Origin of the sequence: Psychromonas saccharinae (assembly GCF_051201515.1) — a bacterium.
Lineage (GTDB): Bacteria > Pseudomonadota > Gammaproteobacteria > Enterobacterales > Psychromonadaceae > Psychromonas.
In genome coordinates this window covers 4369868-4388782 of the sequence record NZ_CP195153.1, presented here as the reverse complement: position 1 = coordinate 4388782, position 18915 = coordinate 4369868, and the positions used below count along the sequence as shown (strand labels likewise).

17 protein-coding genes are annotated in these 18915 nt (G+C 38.2%); 5 read left to right on the top strand and 12 right to left on the bottom strand.

Translation table 11 applies throughout. The annotated features are described in order from the left end of the window. Positions 1-184: 184 nt before the first annotated feature. From ACR30L_RS19600 to ACR30L_RS19570, 7 genes are all read right to left on the bottom strand, one after another. Positions 185-1789, bottom strand: a complete 1605-nt coding sequence (locus ACR30L_RS19600) for an antiporter (RefSeq protein WP_435235912.1) — start codon at positions 1787-1789, stop codon at positions 185-187. A gap of 237 nt (positions 1790-2026) precedes the next feature. Beyond that, positions 2027-2353: a nitrite reductase small subunit NirD gene (gene nirD, locus ACR30L_RS19595; protein ID WP_435237928.1), complete on the bottom strand. Its 327-nt coding sequence runs from the start codon at positions 2351-2353 to the stop codon at positions 2027-2029. Further along, complete coding sequence (gene nirB, locus ACR30L_RS19590; protein WP_435237927.1) at positions 2353-4917, bottom strand: nitrite reductase large subunit NirB; 2565 nt, start codon at positions 4915-4917, stop codon at positions 2353-2355. Before nirB ends, nirD begins: the two co-directional genes overlap by 1 nt. Before the next feature lie 467 nt (positions 4918-5384). After that, entirely contained in the window at positions 5385-5897 is a 513-nt protein-coding gene (locus ACR30L_RS19585) for a hypothetical protein (protein ID WP_435235911.1), read from the bottom strand. 104 nt (positions 5898-6001) lie between these two features. Beyond that, complete coding sequence (locus ACR30L_RS19580; RefSeq protein WP_435235910.1) at positions 6002-6247, bottom strand: DUF6868 family protein; 246 nt, start codon at positions 6245-6247, stop codon at positions 6002-6004. Positions 6248-6374: 127 nt separating this feature from the next. After that, complete coding sequence (locus tag ACR30L_RS19575; RefSeq protein ID WP_435235909.1) at positions 6375-6779, bottom strand: GFA family protein; 405 nt, start codon at positions 6777-6779, stop codon at positions 6375-6377. A 203-nt stretch (positions 6780-6982) separates the two neighbouring features. Beyond that, positions 6983-7531 (bottom strand): hypothetical protein, encoded by a 549-nt coding sequence (locus ACR30L_RS19570; protein WP_435235908.1) that lies wholly within the window; start codon positions 7529-7531, stop codon positions 6983-6985. A gap of 369 nt (positions 7532-7900) precedes the next feature. Here ACR30L_RS19570 and ACR30L_RS19565 point away from each other — a divergent pair, with 369 nt between their 5' ends. Both ACR30L_RS19565 and ACR30L_RS19560 read left to right on the top strand, forming a co-directional pair. Next, complete coding sequence (locus ACR30L_RS19565; protein WP_435235907.1) at positions 7901-9178, top strand: AAA family ATPase; 1278 nt, start codon at positions 7901-7903, stop codon at positions 9176-9178. A 1-nt stretch (position 9179) separates the two neighbouring features. Next, positions 9180-9848, top strand: a complete 669-nt coding sequence (locus ACR30L_RS19560; RefSeq protein WP_435235906.1) for an RloB family protein — start codon at positions 9180-9182, stop codon at positions 9846-9848. A 429-nt stretch (positions 9849-10277) separates the two neighbouring features. On the opposite strand, the gene ACR30L_RS19555 is transcribed toward ACR30L_RS19560, so the two are convergent. The 5 genes from ACR30L_RS19555 to ACR30L_RS19535 all read right to left on the bottom strand — a co-directional run bounded on the left by ACR30L_RS19555 (position 10278) and on the right by ACR30L_RS19535 (position 15359). Further along, positions 10278-11369 (bottom strand): P1 family peptidase, encoded by a 1092-nt coding sequence (locus tag ACR30L_RS19555; RefSeq protein WP_435235905.1) that lies wholly within the window; start codon positions 11367-11369, stop codon positions 10278-10280. Beyond that, the gene (locus ACR30L_RS19550; protein ID WP_435235904.1) at positions 11369-12184 is read right to left on the bottom strand and encodes an ABC transporter permease; all 816 of its coding nucleotides are present in this window, start codon (positions 12182-12184) and stop codon (positions 11369-11371) included. The genes ACR30L_RS19555 and ACR30L_RS19550 overlap by 1 nt, the downstream gene beginning before the upstream one ends. Before the next feature lie 26 nt (positions 12185-12210). After that, positions 12211-13110: an ABC transporter permease gene (locus tag ACR30L_RS19545; RefSeq protein WP_435235903.1), complete on the bottom strand. Its 900-nt coding sequence runs from the start codon at positions 13108-13110 to the stop codon at positions 12211-12213. Beyond that, positions 13107-14231, bottom strand: a complete 1125-nt coding sequence (locus tag ACR30L_RS19540) for an ABC transporter ATP-binding protein (protein WP_435235902.1) — start codon at positions 14229-14231, stop codon at positions 13107-13109. Before ACR30L_RS19540 ends, ACR30L_RS19545 begins: the two co-directional genes overlap by 4 nt. Positions 14232-14294: 63 nt before the next feature. Then, positions 14295-15359 carry a polyamine ABC transporter substrate-binding protein gene (locus tag ACR30L_RS19535; RefSeq protein WP_435235901.1) on the bottom strand — a complete coding sequence of 355 codons (1065 nt, stop codon included), beginning with the start codon at positions 15357-15359 and terminating at the stop codon, positions 14295-14297. 306 nt (positions 15360-15665) lie between these two features. Here ACR30L_RS19535 and ACR30L_RS19530 point away from each other — a divergent pair, with 306 nt between their 5' ends. The 3 genes from ACR30L_RS19530 (at position 15666) to nhaC (ending at position 18911) form a co-directional block, all read left to right on the top strand. Then, the gene (locus tag ACR30L_RS19530) at positions 15666-16541 is read left to right on the top strand and encodes a MurR/RpiR family transcriptional regulator (protein WP_435235900.1); all 876 of its coding nucleotides are present in this window, start codon (positions 15666-15668) and stop codon (positions 16539-16541) included. A 378-nt stretch (positions 16542-16919) separates the two neighbouring features. Then, complete coding sequence (locus tag ACR30L_RS19525) at positions 16920-17414, top strand: MarR family winged helix-turn-helix transcriptional regulator (protein ID WP_435235899.1); 495 nt, start codon at positions 16920-16922, stop codon at positions 17412-17414. 54 nt (positions 17415-17468) lie between these two features. After that, positions 17469-18911, top strand: a complete 1443-nt coding sequence (gene nhaC, locus ACR30L_RS19520; RefSeq protein ID WP_435235898.1) for a Na+/H+ antiporter NhaC — start codon at positions 17469-17471, stop codon at positions 18909-18911. Positions 18912-18915: the final 4 nt, after the last annotated feature.

The window sequence follows — 18915 nt, the reverse complement described above, 5'->3', positions numbered from 1 at the left end:
GTTTTAATATCTTCTACAACATTGCCTGCCAATTTAGATAAACAATATTTGTTGTTAATCATTGATATTTTTGGGTATTTTGAATAGGTGTTTGATAAGTAAAATAGATCAGCTAATTATTACGGTTGGTATAAAACAACAAAGGCGGCCTAAGCCACCTTGCTGTATTTAAAAATGACAGTGTCTAAGGATTGTAATATTGACCGTTCTTTCTTAGGTAGAAGAACCAGTTAAGCAGGATACATACACCATAGAAAACAGCGAAGCCGTAAAGCGCATTTTCCGGAGTGGTTAGATTAATTTGTTCACCGAGTACCTTAGGAATAATAAATGCGCCGTATGCCGCAACAGCCGAAGTCCAACCTAATACTGGACCTGCTTGCTCTTTATTAAATACCATTGAGATAGTTCTGAATGTAGAACCATTACCGACACCCGTCGCTGTAAATAGAACCAAGAACAGAAGTAGGAATGGAACAAAAACATCCTGCGGTGTAGCTGATGAATAAGCAATTTGCATATAGTAAGCAACACCAACCGCACTACCTGTCATCACAATTGCACAGATTTGAGTTACCAATGCACCACCGACTTTATCGGCAATCCAACCGCCCACAGGACGAATCAAGGCACCGATGAAAGGTCCCATCCAAGCATACATTAGCGCACTGGGTCCGAGGTCATTAATGGTATCATGCGTCATTACGCCATCAACCATAAGGTGTTGATAACCGAAGATAACCTTGATTGCTAAACCAAAACCAGCAGAAAAACCAATAAATGATCCAAAGGTCATGGTGTAGATGATACTCATCACCCATGTGTGTTTATTATTGAATATTTTATATTGGTGGGTTAGGTTTTCTTTTACTTGCCCAGGGATCAGTTTTAATAGGTAAACCGTCAACGCAATAACGATGGGTAATACAATCCACTTGCTTATACCAAAACCAGATCCACCGACTGTTTCAGGCAGCATTAACCACAAACCGAAGATTGAGGTAATAAAACCAATTAGAAGCATACCTGATATAAGTGAGAATGAAGTAACCGGATTAGGCAGGTCAGGTGTTACGTGTGACGCCTTGATATTGTTCATGCCCCACCAGCCAATAACCGTTAAAGGGATCAGGAACACTAGCCAAATATAGCCGGCATTTTGGATCCATGCTTCAGAGCCAGCAGGAATTTTACCAATTAACGTACCAGACGTATTAACCAGCTCCATTGATTCGCCACCGAATAGACCAAAAGTCATCGCAAGTGGAACCAGGATTTGCATGGTAGTAACACCAAAGTTACCTAAACCTGCATTCAAGCCTAGTGCAAGACCCTGTTTCTTTTTCGGGAAAAAGAAGCTGATATTAGACATTGATGATGCAAAATTACCACCACCAAAGCCGGATAGTAGCGCTAATGCCTGGAATACCCAGAGAGGTGTCGTTTTATCTTCTAAGGCGATACCCGCACCAAGAGCAGGAATCATTAATAAAGCAGTTGTGAAAACAATTGTGTTACGACCACCCGTTAAACGAATAAAGAAACTACTTGGTATTCTAAGGGTTGCACCGGTTAAGCCGGCAATAGCCATTAATGTAAATAGTTCACTTTTTGCAAATGGGAAGCCCAGATTCAACATCTGGATGGTAATGATTCCCCAGTAAACCCATACGGCAAAACCGCAAAGCAAACTCGGTATTGAGATCCAAAGGTTGCGGTTAGCAATCTTCTTTCCCTCGGACTCCCAAAAATCGGGATTTTCTACATCCCACTTTTGTATATCTGACATTGAATTACTCCATTAAAAATCAAAATTTATTCATATTAAAAAGCTCGTCATCGGAAAGGATTTGAACTCAATAAATGAGGTTTAAAACAGAGATAAACTCTTATCAGAAAAGCTTATTTCTACTTTAAACACTAATGCTTTCAATAATAATGGCTGTCCAACCTTGGTTATTTAAAGCTGGACCAGGAATCGTTACAAAATGACTGGGCATGTTGTAACAATTCCTAATGTAAGTATTTAAACCGGCATTTCTACGATGCCATCGGTAACACGCACCTCATAAGCTGCAATATTAACCTTTTCATCCTCAAGACAACGTCCATTATTGAGGCTAAAACGCTGTTTTTTCAATGGACTAGCAACCCAAAGTTCACCCTGATGTTCACAGATAATACCTCGAGATAGAACATTCGATTTGCTAAACGGATCCATATTATGGATAGCAAACACCTGTTCATCTTGATAAGGACGGAATAGGGCAACCTGCTCTCCGTTAACCAGTGCACATACGCCAGTTCCTGGAGTTATTTTTTTTATATCACAAACTTTTTGCCACTCACTCATCATTGATTCTCCAGTTCCATGTGTATGATTTCACCTTTCATTTGTAATTGCTTTTCAGCAAATGTTGCCGGTCTGTGTTGCTTGCGTTCAGGCGTATAAACCAAGTTATCATCTCGTTGATCAGTATTGATGAAATGGGCAAAACGCGGATGCAAGGAGCTATCTTCAACGGTATCTTTCCACTCACAACTGTAGTTCTCAATCAGGGTGCCGATATCCTTCTCAAGCTGGTCATTGATCCCCAGTTTGTCATTCATAATGACTTCCTTAAGGTAATCAATACCGCCTTCCAGATTGTCCATCCAGACCGAGGTGCGCTGCAGTTTATCTGCGGTGCGGATGTAGAACATCATGAAACGGTCAATGTATTTCAGCAGTGTTTGTTCATCTAAATCACATGCCAGCAAATCGCCGTGACGAGGTGTCATACCACCGTTACCGCAGACATACATATTCCAGCCGCTATCGGTGGCAATAATACCTAGATCTTTACCTTGAGATTCGGAACATTCACGGGTACAGCCAGAAACACCAAACTTCATTTTGTGAGGAGTACGGATCCCCTTATAACGGTTTTCAAGCATCACACCAAGACCAGTACTGTCTTGTACACCGTAACGACACCAGTTGCTGCCGACACAGGTTTTTGCCATACGCAGTGTTTTGCCATAGGCCTGTCCGCTTTCATATCCAGCAGCAATTAGCCTTTTCCAGATAGTTAAGAGATCATCTTTATGAACACCAAAAAGACCAATACGTTGAGCACCGGTTACCTTGGTATAGAGGTTGTATTCCTCTGCAATAGCAACCAATGCCCCCAAGGCTTTAGGGGTGACTTCTCCACCGGCCATACGTGGAATGACCGAGTAGGTACCGTCTTTTTGTATATTACCTAGGAAATTATCATTGGTATCGTGAAGACCGACATGTGCAGGCTTCAGAATATGATCTCCCCAGCATGAGGCGAGAATAGAGCCGATAACGGGTTTACAGGTTTCACAACCATAACCCTTACCGTGTTTTTCCAGTAGTTCATCAAAACTTTTAATACCTTCAACACGAACTAGGTGGAATAGTTCCTGACGCGAATATGCAAAGTGCTCACAGAGATCGTTACATACTTCAATACCGGCTTTTTCTAGCTCGGCATTAAGCACCGATGTTACAAGAGGCACACAACCTCCACAACCGGTACCGGCTTTCGTTGCCGCCTTGACTGCTGCAATCGTGTGGTTTCCGTCTGTTACTGCCTGAGCAATACTGCCTTTGGTTACATCAAAACAAGAACAGATCACCGCAGTTTCCGGTAGAGCATCCGCGCCTAAAGTTGGTTTTTCTCCACCCGCATAGGCAGGAAAAATGAGAGTGTCAGGGTGTTCTGGCAACTCGATGTCATTGAGTTTCAACTGCAGTAGATCACCGTAATCGGACGTATCGCCAACCAGTACCGCACCGAGTAAGGTTTTACCATCTTCAGAAACAATCAGGCGTTTGTAGGTTTCTTCATCTTCGTTCAAATAAACATAGCTTTTACAGCCAGGCGTCCGGCCATTGGCATCACCGATACTGCCTACATCCACGCCTAGCAATTTTAGCTTAGCGCTCATATCGGCGCCTTCAAAACGGCTTTCGTTACCGAGCAAATGATCAACTGCGACGGTTGCCATCTTATAACCGGGTGCGACTAGACCAAAGAAGCGTTCATTCCATGACGCACACTCACCGATAGCGTAGATATTTTCATCGGATGTCTGACAATAATCATTAATGCCAACACCGCCTCGAGGGGCAATATCTAGCTTCATCTGACGAGCTAGTTTATCTTGAGGGCGGATACCAGTGGAGAATACGATAAAGTCGACTTCTAGCTTGCTGCCGTCGGCAAATAGCAGGGTATTACGCGCATTTTCTCCGCCAGCCACAATTTCCTGTGTATTTTTGCCGGTATGGACCTGCACACCCATGCTTTCAATTTTTTTACGCAGTTGCATGCCGCCTTGTTGATCCAGCTGTTCAGCCATCAACACGGGTGCAAATTCAATAACATGAGTTTCGACGCCTAATGCCTTCAAGGCACCTGCTGCTTCCAAACCCAATAGACCCCCACCAACAACGACACCGCTTTTACTTTTCTTAGATGCGGTTTCAATTAGGTCTAGATCTTCGATGGTACGGTAAACAAAGCAGTCTCTGTTTTGAGAGCCTTTAATTGGTGGAACCCATGGGTAAGAGCCGGTTGCTAATATTAATTTATCGTAGGAAACTTCACGACCACTACTGGAAAAAACAATTTGTTTTTCGCGACTAATATTAATCGCCTTTTCGCCGACTAGAATATTAATGCCATTGTTTTCATAAAAGCCGGGGGAGACTAAAGATAATTCTTCAGCTGTGTGATGTGAAAAATACGAGGATAAATGCACTCGATCATAAGCCACCAATGGCTCTTCACAAAAAACAGTAATTTCTATATTTGAAGCATCTGTTTTTTCAACAAGGTCTTCAATATAACGATGCCCAACCATGCCATTGCCTATGATGACAAGTTTCGTTTTGTCGCACATAAAATGTATTTCCTTTGGATACGTAATAGGAACATTTTTAGTGAAAAAAACAGTTTCAATCTTGATTGAAATCAATTTGAAACCCAAATACCTCTAAAGGGGTAGAGCGTGAAAAGTAAGTTGAGGATAATTAATTATGGGAAATGTGTATATTTATTAGTTGGTTGTGAGTATTTTATCAAAGGTTTAGTACGGATAAAATAATTACTCTGGTAGAGATAACATATGATTTATTTAGTTGTTTTCACTTGGTTTTACAGCCAAAGCGAATCATTCTTCACTTTGCTGTTTTTGGCTTGTTTTAGTGAACGAAAAAATGCTATTTGTACTTCGTTAGTTGTTACTCTTCTTACTGTAAAAGTGCATTAATAAGCAAGTTAAAAACATCGAATGACTTGTTGATAAATTCATTAAAAACAATTAGTTATTGCTGCTATGGCAATGCTTACTTATCCCAGTGGCGAGCATTATTTTCCTGTGTAAGAAATCCATGTTATTTGAGCATTAGTGAGAGTTAGATTGGCTTTTACCTTTATTTTTTTTATCACTTTTCCGATAAGAGGCTCCCCCTCATTATAAAACACTATACCAGATGAAAGTCCGCTCGCTTTAAATACATATTCAACGTCATTTTCATCAAAAGCCAATACCTCAAAATTAATTTCTTTATCTGGAAAAGAAGATGAATCAAAAACTCGTTCACCCCCTTGATAATTTTCATCTCCACCTCGAATAAAAGTATCAAGTTTATCTGGTTCACTGCCTTTAAACTTAATTCTTATTTTTTGAGTTCGGTTATAAGCGTTTGCAGATACATCAAATTCATACCATTTATCTGCTTGTAGAGTTTTCAGGCTTGCTATATCAACTGTATATGGGTTTCGAAAAAACTGAGTGTATAAATGGCTATCACAACCACCGATTACAAATAGGCAAGTTAAAAGGATTACCCATCTTCCATTAAATAACTTTTTTTTCATGTGTTTGTGCTTAAATAATGACTTAATGTTAAAAATAATACATTAAGAATAAAGCATTACAAGTTCCTTATTTGTAATAAATTGATTTGTATGCGAATTCTACACTAAGCCATTAATTTTAATGCAATATACGGTGATAAGTTTAAAAGTAATATGCCTATTTTATAATTACCCAAAAACTTAAAATACATACTCGGTAACTCAGAAGTAGCAACACCTAAAATTTTACTGTGGAGATTAATCGTAAAACGCTTAAATACGATAATAAAAAACGCTGAAAACAAATAAATACTAAGATTTATTACAGTACACCAACCGAAAAAAGTAGTAAGTTCATTGACGCCAACCATTGATTATATCTCCGTAATATTCGTTTTGCATAACGAAGCCGTAGAATTTCCGTTGGATATAAGCGCGGAGTGATGGCCAACGCCAAATGATCAGTTTCCAACTTAAAAAGGCTCTATCAGTGACTCACTATTTTACTGGGCTTTTATCGAATTGCTTAAGATCATCATTAATATTAAACCAAGGTGCTTTTGAAGCAACAAAGATATGAAAGTTAGGTTTATGCGTTGGGGTGCTGTCCAGAATACCTAAACGAATATTATGCTTGCCACCGGTGATTTTTCTAGAAAATAAGCTTGAACCGCAACACTTACAAAATGCTAGCTCTGTTTCCTCACTTTTGGAGTAAATGGAAACAAACTCCTCACCTTTTGTAAAAGCAAATTTTGACGATGAAATCCCACCAACTGATGAGTAATCTGAGCCAGTAAATTTACGACATTCAGAACAATGACAATTTCCCATATAATCAAAATCATCAGGAACTTCAATTCCAATTTTTCCACATAGGCATGAGCCAATTAACATTTCCATTTTTCTTCCTAAGTGCATAACGAGGCTGTAGAATTTCTCCATTTCCAGAAAAAAATCCTCTATTAAAAATTTAATTGCCAATTAAAACAACAAGTTAAAAAATAGAAAGTTTTCATGATTTGGTGAATAACGAGTTATTCTACAGCCACAACGGCCTAATAACTGGCGCGTTATACATCCAATTGATTAGTCTTTTGTTATGTTTATATATAGCGATCAAGATACTGAGCATTAATTTTTTTCCATAGAACGATGAGATTGTTAAAGTTCAGATCGCTTCTATTTATTTGACTGTTTGTTTGACCTGCTAACTGTTCAGAAAACCCTAGTGTATTTTCGAAGGGTTTTGCTTGATCCCTAATTGAATGAAAACCAATCTTTTCACCAGTAGACTTGTCAGTTTTATCTTTTGGTACAGGGTAACGTCCTTGCCATGTTATGTAACCACTAAGTACTCTTAAAATAATAATTTCTTTTTTTGTTGGTTGGTAAAAACACTCTGATGTTAAGTTATCAAGGCCATGGTGTGAAGGTACTGGTTTATCATTAGCTACATAGAATGACTTTAGGAGTAATTCAAATGAAAGACCCATTAACATTAAATATGTATCTCCACTATCTAATAAATCACCATTCTTACAAGCACCCCATAATATGTTGGAAGATTTCATTAGGTGACACGCTTTGTTATGCCAATAGGCTGAATACTTGTTTTGTGTATCAAATTGATTTGCGTAAATCCAGTCGCTCAAAGTATTACCTTTTAAAATTAAAGACACCCCTCTACATTTAGGCACTTTTTGAATTTGGGTTTAGAGCATTACGAGGCTGTAGAATTTCTCTACTTTTAAGAAAAGACAGTCATTTATAAAATTAGTCTTTAGATAAAACAATAACTTGAAAATCGTAAATTATTATATATTTATTAAAAATAAGTTATTCTACAACTTCAAAACCCTAATAACTGGCGGGTTATGCCTCCAGTTGATTAGCTTGTTCGCCATTTTAATTGCAATATTTGACATAAAATACCTTTTTTGATGATCTAAACCGAGCTTTTGGTTTCTATAGTGTTATTATAATTTTCGTATAATAAAATTTAATTTTTAAAAGGTTTTCAAATGTTAATTGAATTTACAGTTAAAAACTATCGCTCAATCAAAGAAGAGCAAGTATTTAGCATGGTAAAAGCAAATGGTGATGAGTTGAAAGACAAAAACACCTTTCTCCCCATGGCTCCGTCGGCAGTACCACTATTAAGTTCTGCAGTTATTTATGGCGCAAATGCTTCTGGTAAATCTAATTTAATTAGAGCCCTTATGGACATGGAATATATCGTTAGAAATTCAGCATCTAAAAGTCAAGAGGGGGATTCAATTGCTGTAACCCCTTTTCTTTTTGATGACATCTCCCCAGATCAACCTACTGAATTTGAAGTTGTATTTATTAGTGAGGGAGTGCGTTATCAATACGGTTTTTCAACTACTGAAAAGCAAGTTCTAGAAGAATGGTTAATTGCTTACCCTAAAGGAAGACCACAAAGGTGGTTTTCAAGGGTATTTAATAGTGAAAGCACTGAATATGAATATAAATTTAGTGATTACTTATTAGGACAGAAAAGTGTTTGGCAAAACGCAACTCGTGCTAATGCTCTATTTTTATCTACGGCAGTGCAATTAAATAGTGAGCAATTAAAACCTATTTTCAGTTGGTTTAAAGAAAAATTAAGACCTACTAATATTGGAGGATGGGGACCTACCTTTACAGCGTCTTTATGCGAAAATAATGCAGATAAAACAAAGGTTCTAAACTTTTTACGGGCAGCTGACTTTGATATTCACGATATTGAAATTGAAACTGAAAAATTTGATCCGGGTTCTTTGCCTGATGAACTTCCTTCTCTTATTAAAGAAAATATCATCAAAGAAATGAAAGGCAAAGAAGTTATCGATATTAAAACAATTCATAAAACCCAATCCGGCAGGCTTGTACCATTAGATATCAGCGATGAATCCGATGGAACACAAAAGTTTTTTTCATTCGCAGGCCCTTGGATTGATAGCTTAAAAAATGGATATATTCTAATTATTGATGAACTTCATGATAGTTTACATCCTAAAATGGTTAAATATTTAGTCGAATTATTTCATTGTAATAAAACAAACCCGAATAATGCTCAGCTTATCTTTACAACACATGAAACATCCATTTTGAACCAAGATGTTTTCAGAAGAGATCAAATTTGGTTTTGTGAAAAAAACAAGTCTCAAGAAACAACACTATATCCTTTGACCGATTTTAGCCCTCGCAAAGATCGTGAAAATATTGAGTTAGGATACTTGGCAGGTAGATACGGCGCACTTCCTTTCATTAACACCTTTGAACTACATGGATGTTAAAATGGGAACTGATAACTTACACCATAAAAGAAAAGCAAAAGCAGCCGAAAGTCTACAAAGAAGGCAATCTAGGCGTTCTTCATATGATAAAATTTTAATAGTCTGCGAAGGTTCTAAAACAGAACCGAACTATTTCAAAGAGATAGTCAATTATTACAAATTAAATACAGCAAATGTTGAAATTGATGGGACATGTGGTTCTAGCCCCAAAAGTGTTTTAGCAAGGGCTGAAGAGTTAGCTGATAAAGAAAGTCAAAAAGGTGATGCGTTTGATCAAATATACTGTGTTTTTGATCGAGACAGTCATGAGTCATATGATATAACACTCAGAAACATAGCAGCTAAAGTTCCTAAAAAAATCTATATTGCAGCTGTATCAGTTCCATGTTTTGAATATTGGTTGTTGCTGCACTTTCAATATACAACCAAACCGTACCATGCTACCGGAAATTCAAGTATAGGGAATGAAGTTCTTAAAGAATTGAAAAAATTCATTCCTAATTATACAAAAGGTAATCGCAATATTTTTTCTTTGCTAATAGATCAGGTTGAATTTGCAAAGCAAAACTCAATAAGAGCTTTAAATCATTCAGAAAAAAATCACACAGACAATCCATCAACTAAAATTCATGAGCTTGTCGACTATCTCCAAACGATGAAAGATGGCTGACAGTGTAATTAAGCCGAATGATTCCGCATTTACGGTGAAAAGACGGAATCGTTTAATTTGTATAAAATATACGCTTTCAGAACATAAAAACAATGCGTTAAGCCCAATAATCAAAAATTTATCATGTGGATAGATAGAAATGTTCTCTATTATCAACAAAAATACGGAATGATTTGTCAGCAAGTTGTCTGCTTAGTATTTTATTTTTGCTGACTTTCTGAGTTCTGTTAGGAGGGGATTTAAAAAATATAATGTCTTCTGTTCTATTTATGGCAATGAAAACGCCACCACACTCAATACCTGCGGGTTTCAAATTGGTGGCGTTTTATTATGTATTAAGTGGCGTTGTGTAAATTGCTGTCACGCAATAATTATGCGCTACTATTCCATTCAAAAAATACGATATATCAACACGTTGAATAAGAAGTATTAAATACGATGAAATTGATTTACATAGTTAACTAACTCCTGCGTATTGATCGCTTTACACGTTAAACCGCTCGGTTTAAAAGTGGTTACATCTTCTGCTGCGACCATCGCATTGATGACCGATTCTTCAACGCACTGCACGGCAGCCAAATAAAAATCATCAAATAATTCATCATTTAAACACGTCATTGTAGAGTAGTTGCCTGATAACTGAGGTAACTCTTGCTCATTAGCGGTACTGAAGGCTAAGAATATATCACCGGAATTATTGCCGCCGGGGGAACCATTTCGACCAATACCAATTGCAGCGCGTTTTGCCATGCGTTTAAGCTGATGAGGCAGCATTGGGGCATCGGTGGCTAAGACTACGATGATTGATCCCATCTCTTTTTCTTCTAGCATGCCGGCATCTGGCATATACTGGCCAATGGGGGCGCCGAGTACATTAAGCCATGGTCGAATCCCATGATTAGCTTGTACAAAAGAGGCCACTGTATAAGTGTCATCGCCTACCGTCACAAGGCGAGATGATGTCCCACTCCCTCCTTTGAAGCCATAGGCAATCATGCCTGTACCACCGCCGACACTGCCTTCATCGATTTTTCCATCCTGTGCATTTGCTAGTGCATCTAACGCATCCTGCTCGGTTACATGCATGGCATTGATGTCATTTAATACACCGTCATATGTTTCCGCGACAACAGGCATAGCCCAAAGGTGGTTGTCAGCCCAGGTGTTTTTATAACGTTCAATCATCCATTTCACCGCCGCATGGTGAGTCATTCCGACACCGTGTGTATTGGTGAGCATAAGTGGGCCACAAAAATAGCCACCATCTTGTATCCAATGCGTACCGGTCATTTCACCATTACCATTGAGTGCATAGGTGCCTGCCCAAACGGGTTGAGGGGTATTATTATTGCCACGGGGCAGTATTGCTGTTACGCCAGTTCTGACCGGGGAGGTTACATCGTCTTTTATTAATGTTTTATAACCAACTAACACACCGGGAACATCTGTGATCGCGTTGTTTTTGCCGGTTTTCCCTGGAAAAGGAAGACCTAATTCTCTCGCTCTGAGTTTTTTAGTCATTATTCTGCTCTTTTTCTGGATTTAAAATAAATTCCTACATATGCAATACAGAGTGAAAACAGTAGCATCAGTGTTGCGATTGCATTGATCTCTGGTTTGACTCCTTTTCTGATCATGCTAAGGATATAAACGGGTAGGGTGGTTGAATCTGTGCCGCTGATAAAGTAGGTAATAACGACATCGTCAACGGAAATAATGAAGCTCAGTAAGGCTCCACCAATCACACCCGGTAAAATAAGTGGCAGGGTGATACGTTTAAAGGTTTGCCATTCATTGCCACCTAGGTCAGCAGATGCACTTTCTAATAGCGGGTCGATACCAGCCAACCGTGAGCTCACGACAATAAATACGTAGCTTATTAAAAATGTACAATGGCCGATCACGATGGTGGTTGAGCCAAGTGTAAAACCTGAGCCAACAAAGAATATAAGTAATGCAATACCAAGGACGATATCGGGCATCACCATGGGTACGTGCATTAATAACTGGTAAAAAGCGCGCAATTTAAACCGATAACGAGCGATTCCTAACGCAGTCATCGTTCCCAGTACAGTGGATATCAGTGTTGCACTTGTGGCTACATACAAACTATTTTTGAGTGCGTCTAATAGATGCCCCGTTGAATCCACGTAGGTTTCTGGCATTTGTACTTTGGGCGCGACACCAAATATAAGTCGATACCAATCGAGGCTTCCACCTTCCCAGTTGAGAATACTAATTGGGTTGGCATTAAATGAATAAATAACGATCAACGCGATGGGGGCGTAGAGAAAGATAAAAAATAACAAGCTGTAGGCAGAGAGTAATTTTTTCATAATATCGATACCTTTTATAAAATCCGTTATGAGTTTAATGGCGATTTTTTCATTCGATAAAACACGACGGTCAGTAATATCAACATAAATAACGTGATAATCATTGATAACGCAGCACCAAATGGCCAGTTTCTCGCATAAAGAAATTGCTGTTCAACCATATTGCCAATCATTAATACTTTTGTGCCACCAAATAGATCTGGGATAACAAAATTACCAAGGCTAGGTATGAAAACTAAAATACTGCCAGCTAGCACCCCTGGTAACGTCATTGGAAAAATTACTTTTCGAAAGGTCGTAAATGGGGTGGCACCTAAGTCTTCCGATGCTTGAATAAATTTCTTATCAAGGTTTTCTACGCTGGAATAGATGGGTAAAAACATAAATGGAATAAAGATATAAACCATGCCGATAATCACCGCTGTATTTGAATACATAATGCTTAATGGCTCGCTGATAATACCCATCCATTCAAGAAATTGATTAGCGAAACCGGAATCGCGCAATATCAAAATACAGGCATAAAGACGGACAATCATGCTTGTGAAAAAAGGCAGAGTAATCAATAGGATAAATAATGATTTTTTCTTTTCAGACAAACTGCTGATCCAGAAAGCAACGGGGTAGCAAATAATGAAAGTACATAAAACAGTCGTTAATGCTAATCCTATGGAGCGCAGTAAAATATCAAGGTAGACAATATCAAATTCTTCATAATATCCGTCTGCCCAGCCCAGCATTCGACCGTAATTCCAATGATAAAAATTCCATTCGACTCCTCCGTAAAGCCCTGGTTCTAGGAAGCTATATGTCAGCATAATTAACAGAGGAATCACGAAAAAAATCAACAAAAACAGTGATGCCGGAGATAACGTTACGAGTAAAGAAATTTGTTGTCGCGAGTATGTTTTTGTGAATAATTTCATGCTGACACCTGCTTCGTTTTTCTTTTTAACGAAATAACATGAATTAAATTGATTTGGTAATACAGCGGGACGATGTCACCAATATTATAATTACCTTCCCCTTTGCGAACCAATGCAGATATAGATTGGCCATTGCTTAACTTTCCATGTAACTGATAGTCGGTGCCAATAAACACAATCTCCAGAACTTCCAATTCTATGGCTTGTGGTAAGTCATTTGAGATGGTTGGGGCTAACGTGAGTTGTTCAGGCCGCAACATAACCTCGACTTGGTCTCCGATATGGTAATCATTTTCCGCACAGAACAATTTCACACCGTTACAATCAATGGTTGCATGGCCTTTTTCTATTTGAACAATTTTACCGGTGAATAAGTTGCTTTCTCCCATGAACGTGGCTACAAATCGGTTTTTGGGCGTATGATAAATTTCATCAGGCGTGCCCATTTGCTGAACTTTTCCTTCATTGAGTACAACAATTCTATCTGACATTGTTAGGGCTTCTTCTTGATCGTGCGTGACAAAAATAAAGCAAATGCCGAGTTCCGATTGCAGTTTTTTAAGTTCAATCTGCATTTTTAAGCGTAAGTTTTTATCAAGGGCTGAAAGCGGTTCATCAAGCAGTAATAATTTAGGTCGATTAATAATGGCTCGCGCTAATGCAACCCGTTGTTGTTGACCACCTGAGAGTTGCGATGGCATACGTTTTTCTGTGCCGCTTAAGCCAACCATTTCCAGTGTTTCTTTAACCCGTTGGTTTCTTTCGGTTTTCTTTATCTTGGCAATATCGAGCCCATAACCGACGTTATCTTCAATGGTCATATGTGGAAACAATGCATAAGACTGAAAAACAGTATTAACAGGACGTTTATGAGCAGGAAGTTCAAGAATGGATTTGTTTTCAATCAGAACATCTCCATCATCTAAACGCTCAAATCCTGCAATAATTTTGAGTACAGTGGTTTTTCCACAGCCAGAAGGCCCTAACAGGGTAATAAATTCATTCTTTGCGATAGTGAGATCAATGCCGTCTAGCGCTTTAACTAAATTTCCTTCCGGCGTTTTAAATTGACGGTAACCGCGCCGTATACGTATATAGTTGTTAGATATATAAGTTGACATTCAATCCTTCCTTTTAAGCATATTGAATCTAGAGCTATGTTGTTAGCGCTAACTATTGTTGAATTAATAGGTACGAATTTTTGTCCAAATACGGTCGTACAATTTAATTCCTCTACCTAGTTCAGTGAAAATCTCAAGTTTTTCGCGTACCTCTTCAGGAGGATTGATGCTTTCGTTGGTGCGAATAGAATCAGGCAGTAACGGGACTGCATCCTTGTTCGCGGTACCGTTCATTTGTTGTTTAGTATTTAATGCCGCAATTTCTGGCTGAGTAAAAAACGTTAAGAATTTTTTTGCATTACTTTTGTTGGGCGCAGATTTCAGTACACACATGTTTTCTTGGTACATGGTGGCCCCTTCCTTTGGAATGACGTAAGCCATTTCATCAGGTGTTTGAAATACATAATTCAGGCTACCTACATACCATTGTGCTGCAGCGAGATCGCCTGATTGAACCAGTGATGGGCTATCGTATGTAAATGAAGAGATATTAGGTTTTTGTTCAAGAATAAATTTTTGCGCAAGCTCAAGATCGTCGCGATTAGTTGAATTGATGCTTTTCCCATTTTTTAGTAAACCGATAGCAATAACTTCTCGCATATCATCGAGCATGGCGATTTTTTTACCCTGCTTGCCAAGATTAAAAAAGTCGTCCCAAGATTCAACTGAACCCGCTAGTTTTTTATTATAAACAATGCCAACGGTGCCCCATCCATAGGGTAAACAATATTCTCCGTTGGGGTCGGTTTTTGCATTTAAAAAGTTTGTATCAATGTGTTTGAAACCAGGTGACTTATTTATATCTGTTTTTTCGAGTAGATTGAGCTGAAACAGGATGTCTTGCATATGAACAGAAGGAAATACAATGTCGTACCCAGTCGCACCAGCCTGTAATTTTGCCAACATCTCTTCATTTGAGCTGTAAGTATCTAAGCCTACTTCAATCCCTGTTTCTGCTGTAAACTTTTCAAGCACTTTAGGGTTAATATAATCTCCCCAGTTATACAATCTTAGTTTTTCGGCAGACATTGCTTGTTGTGATAGTCCTAAACTTAAAATGATAAGTGTGGTTTTGAAAGATTTTCTGTCGAATAAACGAGTGTTATTACTAGTCTTTAAAATATTCATTGATACACCTTTGTATGTTGAAAGTGGATTGAATGGCACCCTTTTTTACATTTAAAAAATCACTTTTATGACTTCATTAAATCGTAAAATTAGTGTATGTTTTTTATACTTTCCTTTCTATATCATAATATGTTAGATTTCTAACATATTTAAAAAGTAATAAATAACAATGTCTTACGTATTATTTTTTAGATTGGTAAAATTAAATAATCGGATAATTTATTTCTTTTTCGCACCATGATTGGGATGTTGTCTTATAGGTGCGCCAAAGGCGTGCAAAAAAGTAAATATTGATAAGGAAATAGTATGGTTCATACCTTTAGCAATCCATCGGAAGTTATTACTTCAGCAACAGCACAAAAAATAAAGCGATTAATTCCAGAAATTTCTGTTTCCGAAGCCAGGGTTGCTCAATTTATTCTTCTGAATTTGGATGAGATAAGTTTTGAAACGGGGGCTTCAATAGCAGAAAAAGCATCGGTTAGTCAGATTACAGTGAGTCGTTTTCTGAAACGTGCGGGTTACAGAGGCATTTCTGCGCTTAAAAATGAAATGAAAAAAGAGAATATGGACCGAGATGGAGGAGTTGAAGATAAAACGCCTATTAATCGTTTTTACCGAGATCATTTGGAAAACGATATGCAAGCGATGATGCGTTTATATTATCAGTTCGATAGTCCTTCGTGGACGCAATTAGTCGATACAGTTTACCGTGCTAAAAAAGTTTATGTGACGGGCTTTCAGACAATTAGAGGGACGGCGGAAGATGTTTCTCGTAAGCTATTATTTGCGCGCAGTCATGTACAGTATCTTTCTCCCCATGATGGCATGTTGGCTGAATGGTTTGGTATAGATGAGCAACCAAAAAAGAAAAAAAGTTATGACGTTTTAATTGTGTTAGATATTGTTCCCTATGCTTCCGAGAGTAAGAAATTATGCGCAGAAGCTAAAAAACGCAATATGGAAGTGGTGGTGATAACGGATGAATTTTGTTACTGGGCAGAGGAGTATACACCGCATGCATTTTACACGAAGTCTAAAGCGGGCCTATTTTTGGAATCGACATGGGGCATTGTATTAGCCACCAATATGCTTGTTCACTGCGTTGCAGACCGGAATCCTGATAGTGCGTTGCGTGTCAAACGATGGAGCAGCATCTCCAAGCATATGAACTTATTTTGAAGGGGAGTGGCGAACTAATCTAATGGTATAGGCATTATAAAAGAAGGCGATGGCTTTATTTATCAAACTTACCCAAAACCCAACCGTTTGCTAGGCCTTCTTTTGTTTTCATTATATGGAACAATTCAATAATATTTTTAGCCCATTTTATCTACTTTTACTTTGTTATCGATTCCAACCAACCAGATACTGACCAAATCTCTTAATTTTCAGTTGGTGCAATATCCTTAAAAAACGCCCTACATACGTGCAATATTATATTTCTCACTCCTATCCTTATTTTTAACTTGTTGTTATATATGGAATTAATTATTTGGCATACTTTTTTCATGTAAGAATAATAAATTACATGTCTTGACATATAAATAGGCCGAATTAATGAATGACTTAAACATATCCCTTGATAACCCATTAATTAGTGATGGTTTCACACCCGGAACCAGTGTTGCCATGCACCTTAATCAGCGTTTGGCTAAATTAATAATGTCAGAATTTGAGCGCCTGATAAAAGAAAACTCCGAGTTAACGCTGGCTAGTTGGCGAGTGCTGCTTGCCTTACACCAAATGGGCAGTTCTTCACAAAAGGTCATTGTTGAGTTTTGTTATTTAGATCAGGGCCAAGTTAGTCGTGCTTTAAGGTTTTTAGAAGAAAAGAAATTCGTTTTCTCTGGAGAATCTGAGCAGGACCGACGTTCTCGTTTATTTTCTTTAACTTCCGAAGGACAAGCATATAGAGAAAACCTTCAGCCTAAAATTGATGCGTTTCATCAACGGCTTAATGATGCTTTGACGGAAGAAGAAATTAAAATTTACAGCGTTATCACTTCTAAAATCGCTGATGCAGCAATAAGAAACTCGAATATTGGTAAATGATAAGTATTTTGTAAATAAATGTAACTGGAATTAATAATAATTAAGGAGAATTTCATGAATGAAGCACTAAGAAAGCCATCGTTTTTAGAAGCGATAATAGGTTTTACACTTATTTTAGGTGTCATGATTGTAGGGATTGGTTTCAAGGTCGGTATGCAAACGCCTATTTTATTTGGGGCGATAACGGCGGCAGTAGTTGCATTGTATTTAGGCAATAAATGGGAACAAATTCAGGAGTGGATAATCAAAGGGATCTCATATTCCATGGTTGCCAATATCATCTTAATGTTTTCAGGGATGCTTGTTGGACTTTGGATTATTGGTGGGACGGTTCCTACATTGATCTATTACGGTTTAGATCTTATTTCACCCTCTATTTTCCTCCCTATGACATTTCTGATTTGTATTGCGACATCCTTAGCAACCGGGACCTCTTTTGGTACGATTTCAACCGTTGGTTTGGCTCTTTTAGGTGTGAGTATGGGGCTTGGTGTACCGGCTCCCATGACGGTAGGGGCAGTTGTTTCGGGTGCTTTTTTTGGTGATAAAATGTCGCCAATCTCTGATACAACCAATATCGCGCCTGCAATGGCCGGTGCAACTTTGTTTGACCATATCGGTTCTATGTTATGGACTACGCTTCCTGCTGCGATTATCTCGTTAATCTTATACGCCATTATTGGTAGCGAATATGGTACTAATACAACGGATATGTCGATGGTTGCTGACATTATGTCAACGATAGACGCTAATTTTAATGTATCCCTTGTAACAGTTATTCCTCCCTTTTTACTGTTAGTTTTATCTTTTAAACGTGTTTCGGCTATACCTGCATTAGCAATTGTTGTGTTTGTAAGCATGATCCTTCCTTTCTTCACCCAAGGTATTTTCTTCAGCGACATCATTGCTTCAACAATGAGGGGATACAATTCAGAAACAGGTTTAGCTATCGTTGATAAAATTCTATCGAGAGGTGGAATTAGCATGATGACGGAAAGTATTGTGATGATTATAGCGGCGACAGCAATGGGCGGCATATTAGATAACAGCGGCATTATGCAGGTGCTTATTTCTAAAATGCTTAAGAGTGTTAAAACATACCGTGGCTTGATTCCCGTCACACTTATTTCTGGTTTATCGATTGTATTAGCCACCGGAAATATGATTTTAGGCAGTATTATTGTTGGGCGAACTTTTAAAGATGCCTATAAAGATATGGATATTCACCCAAAAGTGTTATCCAGATCGCTTGAAGATGTCGGCACGTTAACCAATTCAATTATACCTTGGGGCGGCGCGTGTATCTTTATTCAAGCGGTGATGAGTATCGATTTAAGTTATATCCCATATGCTTTCTTAAATTATTTAACGCCTTGTATTTCAATGATTTTTGGTCTCACAGGTATTGCTGTTTGGACCATTAATGGAAAACCAGTTTTAAAGAAAGCAGCGAAGAAAGCATTAAAGAAAGAACAAGCAATAGCAATATCTCATTAAGGAA

Bases quoted from the DNA above. Each gene is read 5' to 3' on its own strand.
- ACR30L_RS19600 (WP_435235912.1), bottom strand. From the start codon at position 1,789: ATGTCAGATATACAAAAGTGGGATGTAGAAAATCCCGATTTTTGGGAG.
- nirD (WP_435237928.1), bottom strand. From the start codon at position 2,353: ATGAGTGAGTGGCAAAAAGTTTGTGATATAAAAAAAATAACTCCAGGA.
- nirB (WP_435237927.1), bottom strand. From the start codon at position 4,917: ATGTGCGACAAAACGAAACTTGTCATCATAGGCAATGGCATGGTTGGG.
- ACR30L_RS19585 (WP_435235911.1), bottom strand. From the start codon at position 5,897: ATGAAAAAAAAGTTATTTAATGGAAGATGGGTAATCCTTTTAACTTGC.
- ACR30L_RS19580 (WP_435235910.1), bottom strand. From the start codon at position 6,247: ATGGTTGGCGTCAATGAACTTACTACTTTTTTCGGTTGGTGTACTGTA.
- ACR30L_RS19575 (WP_435235909.1), bottom strand. From the start codon at position 6,779: ATGGAAATGTTAATTGGCTCATGCCTATGTGGAAAAATTGGAATTGAA.
- ACR30L_RS19565 (WP_435235907.1), top strand. From the start codon at position 7,901: ATGTTAATTGAATTTACAGTTAAAAACTATCGCTCAATCAAAGAAGAG.
- ACR30L_RS19560 (WP_435235906.1), top strand. From the start codon at position 9,180: ATGGGAACTGATAACTTACACCATAAAAGAAAAGCAAAAGCAGCCGAA.
- ACR30L_RS19555 (WP_435235905.1), bottom strand. From the start codon at position 11,369: ATGACTAAAAAACTCAGAGCGAGAGAATTAGGTCTTCCTTTTCCAGGG.
- ACR30L_RS19550 (WP_435235904.1), bottom strand. From the start codon at position 12,184: ATGAAAAAATTACTCTCTGCCTACAGCTTGTTATTTTTTATCTTTCTC.
- ACR30L_RS19545 (WP_435235903.1), bottom strand. From the start codon at position 13,110: ATGAAATTATTCACAAAAACATACTCGCGACAACAAATTTCTTTACTC.
- ACR30L_RS19540 (WP_435235902.1), bottom strand. From the start codon at position 14,231: ATGTCAACTTATATATCTAACAACTATATACGTATACGGCGCGGTTAC.
- ACR30L_RS19535 (WP_435235901.1), bottom strand. From the start codon at position 15,359: ATGAATATTTTAAAGACTAGTAATAACACTCGTTTATTCGACAGAAAA.
- ACR30L_RS19530 (WP_435235900.1), top strand. From the start codon at position 15,666: ATGGTTCATACCTTTAGCAATCCATCGGAAGTTATTACTTCAGCAACA.
- ACR30L_RS19525 (WP_435235899.1), top strand. From the start codon at position 16,920: ATGAATGACTTAAACATATCCCTTGATAACCCATTAATTAGTGATGGT.
- nhaC (WP_435235898.1), top strand. From the start codon at position 17,469: ATGAATGAAGCACTAAGAAAGCCATCGTTTTTAGAAGCGATAATAGGT.